Genomic DNA, 13,340 nt, shown 5'->3' on the forward strand with positions numbered 1-13,340 from the left:
TGCCATAAGTGGAGGCGTGGGCGGTCTTGCTGCCGTAGCAGCGCTGCCAGACGATCTTGTATTTGTTGGTCGTGTTGGGATTCGCGACCGGCTCCAGATCGGAGATAATCACGCGCCCACGCCCTTTCAGGTCGAGCTCGCCCGACTGCAATTGCGCGCCGGTCAGCAAGTCGTTGATGTCGAGTTCGCTGATCGACTTGGCGGTGATCTGCGTGCCCTTGCCCATGCGTGCCGCGTTGTCGGCGAGCTGCAGCGCCATCTGGCTGACCCGCATCCGCGTCGTGATGTAGTTGGTGAGTTCGGCACCGGTCAGGCTCATCATCAGGAGGATGGGCAGCGTGAACGCGAATTCGAGCAGCGCCAGCCCGCCGGTGTCGCGCGCCAGTCGCGCGGCGAGCGCCGCGATCGACGCGGCGGGGCGGTGGGTTCGGACGAGGGTCATGGGCAATTGCCGATCGTCGGTGGGGCGTAGCTGCCCTGGTCGGTATAGGGCTGGTTCTCCAGGATCGTTGCGGCCTTGATCGTCGTCGTCCGCGACACGCCAATTACATTGTAGAGCGGGAACATCCGCGGATAGGAGACGGTGACTGAGTACAGCGTGCGGTCGGCCGCGCCACCCTGACCACCGTCGCCGCCGTCGAGGTCGCGGATGCCGTTGTTATTGGTGTCGGTGAACGGCTCGCCCGCATCGCACACGCCGTTGCCATTGGTGTCCTGGGTCCATACCTCGGCGCGGGCCGTCGCGGCATCGGAAAAGGTGCGGTAGAAGCGGCGGCTGAACACGATCGTCGCATTGCCCGCCAACGCCTTCACCTGCTTGGTGACCTTGGTATCGATCGCGGCCTGCGCGGCGACATCGGTGCTCGCCTCCAACCCCGAATCCCGCGCGGTCTTCTGGACGATACCCTGGAGCACCCCGCGCATGTAGAGCGTGTGCGCGGTGTCGAACGCGCCCAGCATGAAGAACGCCATCACCGGTGCGACGATCGCGAATTCGATGATCGTTGCACCGCGCGTGTCGCGCGCGATCCTGGGAATGCGCAGCATCATCACTGGACGATCCTGAGCTGCGAAATCTGGTTGGCGATCGACGCGAAGGTCTGCTGCAGCGTCGCGGCGTTCGAGGCGCTGAAATAGCGGTCGGGCGAGGCGCAGTTCGTCATCCGCGTGACCGTCGATGGCGCGACATAGCCGAAGGTGATGACCCATAGCGTGATGTTCTTGTTCTTGATCGCCGCACAGATGGCGTCGGTGCGCGCGTTGACTTGCTGGGTCAGCGTGCCGGTCGTCGTGCACCCGTCGGTCGGCGCGGTGTTCGGATCGGTCTGGCGACGGTCGAACCACGCCACGCCATAGGCCTGGTAGTTCCCCACTCCGGTGCAGGGATCGCCGTCGGTCATGAAGATCAAGTTACGCTGGATTTCGCCGCCTTGCGGGGTGAAGGCGTTCTCGGTTGAAAACAGCCCGGTCGGCGACATCAGCCGCGCACCCCACAACAGCCCGATGTCGTGATAGGTGTTGCCGTTGGGCGTCAACGTGTCGACGTAGGTGTCGAATGTCCCGGCATTGGGCCACGCCTGCATCTTGGTCGCGGGAACCGGGCAAAAATACTGGGACTGATTGGGGTAGTCGTTGGTTGTGTAAGATTCGGCCTGCGTCCATCCATAGTAGCCGTTGCGCGTGTAGATGACGCCGGGGAGCGCAGGGCCCCACAAACTGCTGGGGTCCCCTGCGGTCGGCGTGGTGTCGATGTCCAGATCCTTGGCACCGCTCGGGATCGGCCAATAGGTCGACGCCCGGACCGTCTGACGTTCTTCGATGCACCCGTCCCAACCGACGGTCTTCGTGGCACCATTGGCGTTCAGCGGTAGATCGACGCTGTTATTCCATGAGGCGCCATTCTTGAGGCCGGATATGTCGGTAGCAATCTGGCCATAGTGCCATTGGTTGAAGGTTTGCTGCGTCGTGGTACTCACTGTCTGGGCGTAATCACGACGGAGTGTCTCTGTTACGTGACGTGTTTGAAATCGGCACCGTCCATTGGTCGAATTATACGATGCCCGATATTCGTCGTGGCCGCCGTCCTGGGTCGTAAACCAAGTCGCCGTGCGAGGATTACCGCTCCCAGGGTTGAAATTCTGCTGTCCGCTCTCCCCACCTGTTGACGCAAAAGCAGAGTCCGGTTGAGTCGGCTGTGAATTGCACTGGCTCTGACTAAGGTTGGTCACGAACGACTGGTTCGACCAAGGACCGGCAACCACGTTCGTGGCGGATGTACCGGTAACCGTGGGAGTGCCGGTGGTCGTCGTCGTCTGGTTGGTGAACTGCGGCGCGCGCGACTGATAAGGCCATTGATTGGCGACCCATTCAGGCTTGAGCAGCCGACCGACGTTGACGTTGGTCGAATACGGTACGAACCCGAACCGGATCTGAACCTCGGACCCGGTGCCGCCCCCCGGCGTGCCGGTGGTGCAGTTCGCATCGGTATCGAGCCGCGCGACGATTTCGTAGAAGCATTTCACCGCGACCTTCAGGCTCGCCATCTTGCTCTGCGAATCGCCCGAGGGGGTGTCGCCCATCGATCCGGTAGTATCGAGCACGAACATGATGTCGGTATTCGGCAGCCGCATTTCGGTGGCGCAGGTAACCGCCAGGGTTTTGGGTGCGACCGCGAAAATCTTCATCAGCGTCATCGGCAGCTGGACCGAGGCATAGCCCGTCACCTTGCCCGCATTTTCGGTGAAGGTCCGGACGCGATTGCTCGAATCGTACGATCCCTGTTTGTAATTGGCGTCGAAGAACTGGACCGCGGACGCGTTGGGGTAGTTGTTGTTTTGACCCCAAGTGCCGCCACCCATCGCCTTGCGCCCGGCAAGCACGCCGGCGTCGCAAGCGTGCTGGAGCCGGGTCTTGGTGATGTACATCCGCGCGACGTCGATCCCGCCGCCGACCAGACCTGCGAGCGGAAACAGCATTGCCGCCATGATCGCGAGCGTGTTCGCGCGCACGTCTCGACGCAGTGTGCCCATGAAGGAGCCAATTGACGCCAGATTCATCTTGTCGGACCTGCTCATCGCGCGTTCCACCCACCTTCGTCGTCGTCGCTTACACGCCGCATCGCAAAGAAGGCCTCAAGGAGCGTGGTGAACAAAAGCTTACGCGGGCGAGGCGCTTGCCGCACCGCCATCACCGGTTAGACCGCGAGGATGACCGATTCCCCCGTCGACCTGGCGATCGCGCTGGCCCCGCGACGTGCGCACCCCGCGCTCATGGCCCTGTTCGCGTTGGACGCGCGGCTTGCGGATATCGTCGCCTCGACCAGCGAACCGTTGATCGGCCAGCTCCGGCTCGCGTGGTGGCGGGAGGCGCTCGTTCGCCTCGACACCTCGCCTGCGCCCGCAGAGCCAGTGCTGCGCGATCTTGCGCGGCTGGTACTGCCGCATGGCGTCACTGGGGCCGAACTGGCCGCGATGACCGAGGGGTGGGAAGCAGTGTTGATGGGACAATTGCCCGATCAGGCGACGCTGACGGATTACGCGACGCAGCGGGGAGCGGTGCTGTTCGGCGCAGCGGCGCGCATGCTCGGCACCGATCCGACTGCGCGGATGACGGCAGCGGGTAGGGGCTGGGCGCTCGCGGCGCTTTGCCGCCATGGGTCCGACGCCAGCGTGGTCGATCTCGCGCGGCGGTGCGCGGATGCCGCGTTTGATGAGACGTTCGCCGGTTTTTGGCCGCGCGCCGAGCGCCCGCTCGGAATCCTGGCGATGCTGGCGGCGCGTGATCTCGTGACGAGTAGAGACCTAGCCCGACGCTGGCCGACCGCGACTGCATTCATCAGGTTCAGGCTGATCGGCAGGCGTTAACTTGCGTACCGCGCCGCCGATGCTAGGCTTCATCGGCAACGGGAGGCGCAATCATGTGGCGATATCTTGCGGGCGGCGCGGCGGCATTGGCGATGGTCGGCGCGGGAACATTGGTGTTCGGCAATCATCCGAGTCCGGCGCCGCTGCTGCCGAGCCAGCCGATGGCTTCACAATCGGGCGAACTTGCCGCCGACCCGCTGGCCGACATCGCCCCTGCAGCGACCGACCGCACCCGCGAACAAAAGCGGTTCGATCGTTACGACAAGGATCGAGACGGCAAGGTGATGCGCGACGAATATCTGATGCAGCGCCGGAAGGCCTTCGCCAAGCTCGATACCGACCATGACGGTCGGCTGTCGTTCGACGAATGGGCGATCAAGGCGACGACCAAGTTCACAGGTGCGGATGCCGACAAATCGGGCGCAATGACCGCGGCCGAATTCGCGACCACCGCAGTCAAGCGGAAGGCGCCAGCTCGCGCGAAATGTCCGCCCGCGCCGCCGCGTGAGGAAGCGAGCTGAGCCATTCGGCCAGCGCCGTGCGCGCGCGATCGGTGTAGGCGCGCTTGCGATCCGCCTTCTTCTTCCCCGCGACCGGGGGGAACAGCCCGAAATTGACGTTCATCGGTTGATAGGTCGCGGCCTCCGCGCCGCCGGTGATATGCCCCAGCAGTGCGCCGAGCGCGGTGGTGAGGGGGAGGGGGGGTAGCGCCTCGCCCGCCAGCTCCGCCGCCGCGAACCTGCCCGCCAGCATCCCGATCGACGCGCTCTCCAGATACCCCTCGCATCCCGTGATCTGGCCCGCGAACCGGATATTCGGGCGCGTCTTCAGCCGCAGCGTCGCGTCGAGTAGTTCTGGCGAGCGGATGAAGGTGTTGCGATGCAAGCCACCCAGCCGCGCGAATTCCGCATCCTGCAATCCCGGGATGGTGCGGAACAGCTTTACCTGTTCGGCATGTTTCAGCTTGGTCTGGAACCCGACGATGTTCCACAACGTGCCCTGCGCATTGTCCTGGCGCAACTGCACCACCGCGTGCGGCCAGCGCCCGGTCTTGGGATTGTCGAGTCCCACCGGCTTCATCGGGCCATAGCGCAGCGTATCGACCCCGCGCTCCGCCATCACTTCGATTGGCATGCAGCCATCGAAATAGGGCGTGTCCTTCTCCCATTCCTTGAACTCGGTCTTCTCGCCGTCGACCAGCCCCTGGTGAAACGCGAGATACTCATCCTTCGTCATCGGGCAGTTGATGTAATCCTTGGTGCCGCCCCCAAGACTGGGCTTGTCCCAGCGGCTGGCGAACCACGCGGTTTCCATGTCGATGCTGTCGCGATGCACGATCGGGGCGAGCGCATCGAAGAACGCGAGCGCTTCCTTTCCCGTCGCCTCGCCGATCGCCTCGGCGAGCAGCGCCCCCGTCAGCGGCCCGGTCGCGATGATCGTGGGGCCTTCGGGAAGCGCATCGACCCGCTCGCGCATCAGCGTGATGTTGCGATGCCCCTCGATCGCCGCGGTCACGCCCTCGGAGAACAGATCGCGATCCATCGCCAGTGCCGATCCCGCGGGCACCCGCGTGCGATCCGCTTCGCGCATGATCAGCGATCCCAGCGTCCGCATCTCCTGATGAAGCAGCCCCACCGCGTTGCTCTCGGCATCGTCCGAGCGGAAGCTGTTCGAACACACCAGTTCCGCCAGCCCGTCGGTCTTGTGCGCCGCGGTGCCTTCACCGCTCCCGCGCATTTCGGAGAGGCGCACCTTGTGCCCCGCCTCCGCGAGCTGCCAGGCGGCTTCGGAACCGGCGAGTCCGCCGCCGATGATGTGGATGTCGTGGGTCATGCCCCGCGCTTAGCGGGTCGCTCGCGCGCCTGACAACCTTGCGGGCGTAGCCCCACCGCTCATCTGGTGCCGATGACGATGTACGCCATCGGATACGAGGGCACGACGATGGCCGATTTCCTCGCCGCGCTGACAAGGGGGGATCGAGCGGATGATCGATGCAGGTCGCCGACCGTTATATCTGAGCGGGGTCGGTGCGAGTCGCTGATGCCTCGCCGGTGCGCCGCAGCCGCCGGATGCGTGGCTCGCGCTCCATCGCCGCGTCCCGGCGGATACTTTGGCGCAGTTCGTCGCGCTTCTCGTGGATCGACGCGATCACCGGACCCATCGCGATGCCGAGGTCGACCAGCACCGCCTCCGACAATTGCAGCGAGCTTTCCAGCGTTTCGGGCACTGCGTCGGTCGCCCCAGCCTTGTAGAGTTCGGCCGCGTGGTGGGTATCGCGCGCGCGCGCGACAATCGTCAGGTCGGGGGCCAGCGCGCGGACCCGGCGGGTGATGCGCACCGTCAGCACCGGATCGTCCATCGTCAGGATCAGCGCGCGCGCCGCCATCAGGTCGAGCCGTTCGACGAGATCACCGCGCGCGATGTCGCCAAACATGACCGGATAGCCCGCCGCCTTGGCGTCCTCGACCGCGTCGATGTCCGCCTCCACCGCGATATAGGGCTGGGCATGGACCGTCAGCATATCCGCGACCATTCGTCCGACCCGCCCGAAGCCGATCACGACGGTGCGCGCTTCGTCGGCCTCGAACCCGTCCTCGTCGGCGCCGCTGCGGGTTTCGATCCGCCGCGACACCAATCGCCCCGCCTGCGCGAGCAGCGGCGTGATCGTTAGCCCGATCGCGGTCACCGTCTGCCAGAAGGCGGCGGTCGAGGGCAGGATCAGCTGCGCCTGCGCCGCGGTCGCGAGCACGATGAGCGTGGTTTCGGACGGACTGCCCATCAGCAACCCGATCTCGGCGGCGGTGCCACGCCGGGTCTGCGCGACGCGCAGCAGCAGGAAGGTGACGATCGCCTTCGCCGCGACCACGCCCGACACCGCGAGCAGCAGCGCGGGCCAGTTGGCGACGATCAACCGGAGGTCGAGGCTCATCCCCACCGTGATCAGGAACACGCCGAGCGCGAGCCCCTTGAACGGCGCGGTCATCACCTCGACCTCGCTGTGATAATCGGTCTCCGCGATCAGCAGCCCGGCGAGCAGCGCGCCGACGATCGGCGACAGCCCCGCCGCGGTCGTCGCGACGCTCGCGACGATCACGACGAGCAGCGATGCCGCGAGGAACAGCTCCGGACTCTTGGTCCGCGCCGCCTGCGCGAAGAGGCGGGGCAGGACGATCCGCCCGCCCAGATACATGACGACGACGGTCGCGAGCCCGCGCATCGCCACCCCCGCAATCCCCTGCCAACCCGCGTCGCTAGCGGTCGGCGCCATCGCCCCAAGCGCGAAGATGATCGGGACAAGCGCCAGATCCTCGAACAACAGCATCGCGAACGCGCCGCGCCCGACCGCGCTCGTCGTCCCGACCAACGGCAACACCAGCGCGGTCGACGACAGCGCCAGCGCGAGGCCAAGCCCCGCCGCGCCCGACCATTCCTGGCCGATAAAGTGGAGCGCGATCCCGATCAACGCCGCCGAACCCAACAGTTCGAACGCGCCGATCCCGAACACCTGCCCACGCATCGTCCACAGCCGCTTGAACGACAGTTCGAGCCCGATCGAGAACAGCAGCAGGATAATGCCGAATTCGGCGAACGGCTCGATCGCGTGGGGATCGGATATCGTGACGTAATAAAGCCAGGGCGCCTGGCCGACGAGCGCGCCGAGCCCCGCGGGACCGACCAGCAGCCCGACGAGAATGAAGCCGATGACCGGGCTGATCCGGAACCGTGCGAACGCCGGAATCACGAACCCTGCGGCCCCCAGGATCACCAGCGCGTCGCTGAACCCTTCGTTGTCGATACCCATGGCCATGCTTGCACCTAACCGGCTTTGCGCGTCTTTGTCATCGGCGATGGACGTCGATTCGATCGCAGATGTATTGATTGTCGGGGGCGGCCCGGCCGGGATGATGGCCGGGTATCTGTTCGCGCGGGCAGGGCTGGATGCGGTCATCGTCGAGAAACATCGCGATTTCCTCCGCGATTTCCGCGGCGACACGGTCCATCCTTCGACACTCGACCTCTTCGACGAACTGGACTTGCTCGACGATTTCCTCGCGCTGCCGCACGACGAGGTCCGCGAGATCGGCGCGGTGATCGGCGGAGAAAGCTGGCCGATCGCCGATTTCTCGCATCTGCCCGGGCGCGGCACCTTCATCGCGATGATGCCGCAATGGCATTTGCTCGATTTTCTGGCGCGCAAGGGCAGGGGGTTTGTCGGCTTCGACCTTCGGATGGAAACCGAGGCGGTTGCGCTGCGGTTCGCGGGCGACCGCGTCGTTGGGGTCCACACCGTAGCGGGCGGCGACATCGGCGCGCGACTGGTGATTCTGGCTGATGGGCGGGGCTCGTCGCTGCGCGATGAGGCGGGGTTGCCGCGGGTCGATCTCGATGCGCCGATCGACGTGTTCTGGTTTCGCGTGCCGAAATCGCGCACCTCCGACAATCAGACCCAGGGATTCATCGGCGATGGCGAGATGGTCGTGACGATCGATCGCGGTGATTATTTCCAGTGCGCGCGGGTCATCGCCAAGGGGAGTGCGGACGCGGTCCGCCAGCGCGGCATCGCGGTATTTCGCGATCGGGTGGCGCAGATCGCGCCCGTCCTGTCCGCGGGGATCGCCGACCTCGGCGGGTTCGACGACGTCAAGCTGCTCAGCGTCTCGCTCGATCGGCTGACGCGATGGCACCGTCCTGGCCTGCTCGCGATCGGCGACGCCGCGCATGCGATGTCGCCGGTGGGCGGAGTCGGGATCAACCTCGCGGTGCAGGACGCGGTGGCCGCCGCTAACATACTCGCCGGGCCGATGGCCAATGGCAACGACCCGGACCCGTTGCTCGCGCGGGTCCAGGCGCGGCGGGTGCTGGCGGTGCGGACGATCCAAGGGTTGCAGCGATTGGCGCATCGCGCGGTGCTAGGCCCCGCGCTGGCGGGCCGCGTCACCAGCGCACCGCTCGCGCTCCGGGCGTTGAAGCGCATTCCCGCGCTGCGGCGAATTCCGGCCCGCATCCTCGGGCTCGGCGTCCGCCGCGAACATATCCGCTCGCCCGCCGCGTCGGCGCCGGGCGAGCGGTAGCCGATCAGGCCATCGCGGTTTCGAGATTGACGCGAACCTGTTCGAAGAACTGTTCGGTCGTCATCCACGGCTGGTCGGGGCCGATCAGGATCGCGAGATCCTTGGTCATGTGGCCGTCCTCGACGGTCTTGACGCAGACCCGCTCGAGCGTTTCGGCGAACTTGGCGACATCAGGCGTGTCATCGAACTTGCCGCGATATTTCAGGCCGCCGGTCCATGCGAAGATCGACGCTATCGGGTTGGTGCTCGTCGCTTTGCCCTGCTGGTGCTGGCGATAGTGGCGGGTCACGGTGCCATGCGCCGCTTCGGCCTCGACGGTGTTGCCATCGGGCGTCAGCAGAACCGAGGTCATCAGCCCGAGGCTGCCGAAGCCCTGCGCGACGGTATCCGACTGGACGTCGCCATCGTAGTTCTTGCACGCCCACACGAACTCGCCGTGCCACTTCAGTGCCGAGGCGACCATGTCGTCGATCAGGCGGTGTTCGTAGACGATACCAGCCGCCTTGAAATCGTCCTTGAATTCGGCCTCGAACACCTCGGCGAACAGGTCCTTGAAGCGCCCGTCATAGGCTTTCAGGATCGTGTTCTTGGTGCTGAGATACACCGGCCATTTCAGGTTGAGGCCGTAGTGCATCGAGGCGCGCGCGAAATCGCGGATCGAATCGTCGAGATTGTACATCCCCATCGCGACGCCCGCGGAGGGGAACTGGAACACTTCTTCGTCGATCCGGGTGCCGTCGTCGCCTTCGAAGACGAGGCGCAGCTTGCCGGGGCCGGGGACCAGGAAGTCGGTCGCCTTATACTGGTCGCCGAACGCGTGGCGCCCGACGACGATCGGGTGGGTCCAGCCGGGCACCAGCCGCGGCACGTTCTTGATCACGATCGGTTCGCGAAACACCACCCCACCCAGAATGTTGCGGATCGTGCCGTTGGGGCTCTTCCACATCTTCTTTAGCCCGAATTCCTCGACGCGCTGCTCATCGGGGGTGATCGTCGCGCATTTCACCGCGACGCCATATTTCTGTGTCGCGCGCGCGGCCTCGACGGTGACCTTGTCGTCGGTCTCGTCGCGATGCTCGATGCTGAGATCGTAATAGGCCAGCTCGATATCGAGATAGGGCTTGATCAGGCGCTCGCGGATCCATTCCCAGATGATCCGCGTCATCTCGTCTCCGTCGATCTCCACGACGGGGGTCTTCACCTTGATCTTCGCCATATTTGCATCCTTGGGGGGAGGGGTGTTTGGCGACGCGTCTAGGGAAGAGCCGCGGGCGGATCAACCGGGCGTCGCGCGACGCCGGACCCGACGTCGGACCCCATGTCGGACATTGTATCGCGGTAACAGCACGGTTAGACCGTCGCGATGCCTTCACTCGAAAAGCCGCCCACCGCCGGCGTCCCGGTCACCACCACCGTCAAATGGCGGTTCCCCGCGGTTCATCCGGAGGGATATAAATATGTCGGGATCGCGATCGGCCTCACGCTGCTCGCGACGATCGTGTCGACCGTGTTGTTCTGGCCGTTGGTCGGCGTCACGATCTGGGTCGCGACCTTCTTTCGCGATCCGATCCGCACGACCCCGGTCGGCGACGACCTGATCGTCGCGCCCGCCGACGGGCTGGTCACGATGATCCAGCGCGTCGCGGTACCCCGCGAACTCGTCGAGGAACTCGGCGCCGCACCGCTGGTGCGCGTGTCGATCTTCATGTCGGTGTTCGACGTCCACATCAACCGGACCCCGATCGCGGGGACGATCCGCCAGGTCGTCTATATCTCGGGCAAGTTCCTCAACGCCGATCTCGACAAGGCGAGCGACGAGAACGAACGCCAGCATATCGTCGTCGAAGGCCGCGACGGCCGGCGGATCGGCTTCACCCAGATCGCGGGGCTGGTTGCGCGGCGGATCGTCGGCTTCGTCAAGCCCGGCGACATGGTCGCGACCGGGCAGCGCATCGGGTTGATCCGCTTCGGCAGCCGGGTCGACGTCTTCCTGCCCGACGATTGCGCGCCACAGGTGACGTTGGGCCAGCGCAGCATCGCGGGCGAGACCGTCATCGGGCGCGTCGGCGGCACCGCGATCGGTGGCATCTCGCAATGATCGATCCCGATCTCGACTTCGACCTGGCCGAGGATGACGATGGCTTGCGGCGGCGACGACCTGGCCTCCGCCGGTTGCGCGCGGGCCTGCCGCTGCGCGCAGTGGCGCCCAACGCGGTCACCGCGCTGGCGCTATGTTCGGGGCTGAGCGGAGTCCGCTTCGCGATCGCGGGAGAGTGGCAAAGCGCGGTGGCGATGATCCTGGTCGCGGGCGTGCTCGACGGGCTCGACGGCCGCGTCGCGCGGATGCTGCACGGTGAAAGCCGCTTCGGTGCCGAACTTGATTCGCTCAGCGACGCGATTTCGTTCGGGGTCGCGCCCGCGCTGATCCTCTATCTCTGGAGCCTCGCCGCGCTGCCGCGGATCGGGTGGATCTGTTCGCTGATGCTCGCGGTGTTCTGCGCGCTACGCCTCGCGCGGTTCAACGCGCGGATCGATACGACCGAACAGCCGCATAAATCTGCCGGGTTCCTCACCGGGGTTCCCGCGCCCGCCGCGGCGGGTCTTGCGATGCTGCCGATGTTCCTGTGGTTTTCGACCGACGCGATGATCTTCACCTCGCCCTATCTGGTGGCGCCATGGGTCGCGTTCATCGCATTGCTGATGGTATCGAGCGTCGCGACCTTCTCGTGGAGTTCGCTCCGCCTGCGCCGCAATGTGCGGTTCGAGGCGATCGCGGGGGTCGTGCTGCTCGGCGCGGCGCTCGTCTCCGCGCCATGGCCGACCCTGTCGGCGGTGTGCCTGGTCTATCTGGCGCTGATGCCGATCAGCATGATCAGCTACGCCAAGGTGCGCATGCGGGTCAGGCGGCAGCGCGAAGCCGCGCTAGCGGGACCGGAACCGATTCCGACGCCCAGCGCCTGACCGCGATCCGTCGCTCGGCGATGGCCAATTGACCCAGCGGTGCGAACTGTTCCTCGATATTCCCCGCCGCCAGGCTGAGGACGCGGCGCCATTGTGGCACCAATGTCGTCGACATCACGCCGATCGCGGCTGTCAGCGCCCCGCTGAAAATCAAGATGTTCATCACCGCTACCATGTCCCAGTCTCCCGACGTGATCGAACCGCCTGTGGATAACTTCGAAAACCCTCGGTTTCTCAAGTGGTTCCCGAACCTTCCCGAAAATCCGCGCCGATTGCGGCTTTTTCGTAATGTTCCGCTAGTCAGTCCCGCTATGAGCACTCTATGTTCTGTTTGTGTTCTAGCCGTCAAGCCCTTGCGCAAATAAATTGGCATGGCTAAAGGACGCGCTTCAAAACCCGCATGGGAGGCATCATAGCCCGGTGCGCGGCTCTTCGGAGTTCGCGTCATCCGCTTCCCAGAGGCTCAACCGGAAGGAATTATCCTATGGCGGCACCCGTCGTCACCATGCAGCAGCTCATCGAGACTGGCGCGCACTTCGGCCACCAGACCCACCGCTGGAACCCGAAGATGAAACCCTACATCTTCGGCGATCGCAACGGCGTCCATATCATCGATCTGTCGCAGACCGTGCCGCTGTTCGCGCGTGCGCTCGATTTCGTCAGCTCGTCGGTCGCGGCTGGCGGCAAGGTCCTGTTCGTCGGGACCAAGCGCCAGGCGCAGGACGCGGTCGCCGATGCGGCGCGGCGGTCGGGCCAGCATTTTGTCAACCATCGCTGGCTGGGTGGGATGCTCACCAACTGGAAGACGATTTCGAAGTCGATCAGCCAGCTCAAGTCGCTCGAAGAGCAGCTGTCGGGCGACACCGTCGGCCTGACCAAGAAGGAAGTCCTGCAGCTCACGCGCAAGAAGGAAAAGCTCGAACTGTCGCTCGGCGGTATCCGCGACATGGGCGGCGTTCCCGACGTGATGTTCGTGATCGATGCGAACAAGGAAGAACTGGCGATCAAGGAAGCCAATACGCTCGGCATTCCGGTCGTCGCGATCCTCGATTCGAACGTCTCGCCCGACGGTATCGCGTTCCCGGTTCCGGCCAACGACGACGCCAGCCGCGCCATCCGCCTGTATTGCGAGGCGATCGCGATCGCTGCGACGCGTGGCGGGCAGGAGCAGCAGGCACGCTCGGGCCGTGACATCGGGTCGATGGAATCACCGCCGTCCGAAGCTGCGCTGAGCACCGATCCGATCGTTGCCGAAACGCCCGCAGCTCAGGCTCCGGTCGCGGAAGCTCCCGCAGCACCCGCCGCGGAAACCCCGGCAGCGCCGGCCGCGGAAACCCCGGCAGCGCCCGAAGCCGCTCCTGCGACCGAAGCGCCGGTCGAGACTCCGGCCGAAGTCGCCACCGAAGCCGCCGAGGCCGAACGCCAGCTCGACGCATAACTGCCA

Annotated in this window: 12 protein-coding genes; 6 read left to right on the forward strand and 6 right to left on the reverse strand. The window is 65.3% G+C overall.

Going from position 1 to position 13,340, the window contains the following annotated elements; translation table 11 throughout:
• The 3 genes from EAH84_RS02680 to EAH84_RS02690 all read right to left on the reverse strand — a co-directional run.
• A partial coding sequence (locus tag EAH84_RS02680) for a TadE/TadG family type IV pilus assembly protein (protein ID WP_140867356.1) occupies positions 1 to 442 on the reverse strand: 442 nt, incomplete at its 3' end.
• Entirely contained in the window at positions 439 to 1,050 is a 612-nt protein-coding gene (locus EAH84_RS02685; RefSeq protein WP_241656426.1) for a TadE/TadG family type IV pilus assembly protein, read from the reverse strand. The genes EAH84_RS02680 and EAH84_RS02685, both read right to left, overlap by 4 nt.
• Positions 1,050 to 3,029 carry a TadE/TadG family type IV pilus assembly protein gene (locus tag EAH84_RS02690; protein ID WP_161978313.1) on the reverse strand — a complete coding sequence of 660 codons (1,980 nt, stop codon included), beginning with the start codon at positions 3,027 to 3,029 and terminating at the stop codon, positions 1,050 to 1,052. Before EAH84_RS02690 ends, EAH84_RS02685 begins: the two co-directional genes overlap by 1 nt.
• A gap of 177 nt (positions 3,030 to 3,206) precedes the next feature.
• Here EAH84_RS02690 and EAH84_RS02695 point away from each other — a divergent pair, with 177 nt between their 5' ends.
• Together EAH84_RS02695 and EAH84_RS02700 are read left to right on the forward strand one after the other, a co-directional pair.
• Positions 3,207 to 3,863, forward strand: coding sequence for a squalene/phytoene synthase family protein (locus EAH84_RS02695; protein ID WP_140867364.1), 657 nt, complete (start codon positions 3,207 to 3,209; stop codon positions 3,861 to 3,863).
• Between the two features lie 53 nt (positions 3,864 to 3,916).
• Positions 3,917 to 4,384, forward strand: coding sequence for an EF-hand domain-containing protein (locus tag EAH84_RS02700; protein WP_140867367.1), 468 nt, complete (start codon positions 3,917 to 3,919; stop codon positions 4,382 to 4,384).
• On the opposite strand, the gene trmFO is transcribed toward EAH84_RS02700, so the two are convergent.
• Together trmFO and EAH84_RS02710 are read right to left on the reverse strand one after the other, a co-directional pair.
• Positions 4,320 to 5,696, reverse strand: a complete 1,377-nt coding sequence (gene trmFO / locus EAH84_RS02705; RefSeq protein WP_140867370.1) for a methylenetetrahydrofolate--tRNA-(uracil(54)-C(5))-methyltransferase (FADH(2)-oxidizing) TrmFO — start codon at positions 5,694 to 5,696, stop codon at positions 4,320 to 4,322. The genes EAH84_RS02700 and trmFO overlap by 65 nt on opposite strands.
• Positions 5,697 to 5,871: 175 nt before the next feature.
• On the reverse strand, positions 5,872 to 7,671 hold the full coding sequence (locus tag EAH84_RS02710) for a cation:proton antiporter (RefSeq protein WP_140867372.1): 1,800 nt from the start codon (positions 7,669 to 7,671) through the stop codon (positions 5,872 to 5,874).
• A gap of 40 nt (positions 7,672 to 7,711) precedes the next feature.
• On the opposite strand from EAH84_RS02710, the gene EAH84_RS02715 reads away from it, so the two are divergent.
• The gene (locus EAH84_RS02715; protein WP_140867375.1) at positions 7,712 to 8,935 is read left to right on the forward strand and encodes an FAD-dependent oxidoreductase; all 1,224 of its coding nucleotides are present in this window, start codon (positions 7,712 to 7,714) and stop codon (positions 8,933 to 8,935) included.
• A gap of 4 nt (positions 8,936 to 8,939) precedes the next feature.
• On the opposite strand, the gene EAH84_RS02720 is transcribed toward EAH84_RS02715, so the two are convergent.
• The gene (locus EAH84_RS02720) at positions 8,940 to 10,151 is read right to left on the reverse strand and encodes an NADP-dependent isocitrate dehydrogenase (RefSeq protein ID WP_140867378.1); all 1,212 of its coding nucleotides are present in this window, start codon (positions 10,149 to 10,151) and stop codon (positions 8,940 to 8,942) included.
• A 147-nt stretch (positions 10,152 to 10,298) separates the two neighbouring features.
• Between EAH84_RS02720 and EAH84_RS02725 the strand changes: the two genes are divergently transcribed.
• From EAH84_RS02725 to rpsB, 3 genes are all read left to right on the forward strand, one after another.
• A complete protein-coding gene (locus EAH84_RS02725; protein WP_140867381.1) occupies positions 10,299 to 11,033 on the forward strand; it encodes a phosphatidylserine decarboxylase in 735 nt (244 codons plus the stop codon).
• Positions 11,030 to 11,896, forward strand: coding sequence for a CDP-diacylglycerol--serine O-phosphatidyltransferase (pssA, locus tag EAH84_RS02730; RefSeq protein WP_140867384.1), 867 nt, complete (start codon positions 11,030 to 11,032; stop codon positions 11,894 to 11,896). The genes EAH84_RS02725 and pssA overlap by 4 nt, the downstream gene beginning before the upstream one ends.
• 484 nt (positions 11,897 to 12,380) lie before the next feature.
• Positions 12,381 to 13,334, forward strand: coding sequence for a 30S ribosomal protein S2 (rpsB, locus tag EAH84_RS02740; protein ID WP_140867386.1), 954 nt, complete (start codon positions 12,381 to 12,383; stop codon positions 13,332 to 13,334).
• Positions 13,335 to 13,340: the final 6 nt, after the last annotated feature.

This window comes from Sphingomonas oligophenolica (genome assembly GCF_006438955.1).
Taxonomy (GTDB): domain Bacteria; phylum Pseudomonadota; class Alphaproteobacteria; order Sphingomonadales; family Sphingomonadaceae; genus Sphingomonas; species Sphingomonas oligophenolica_A.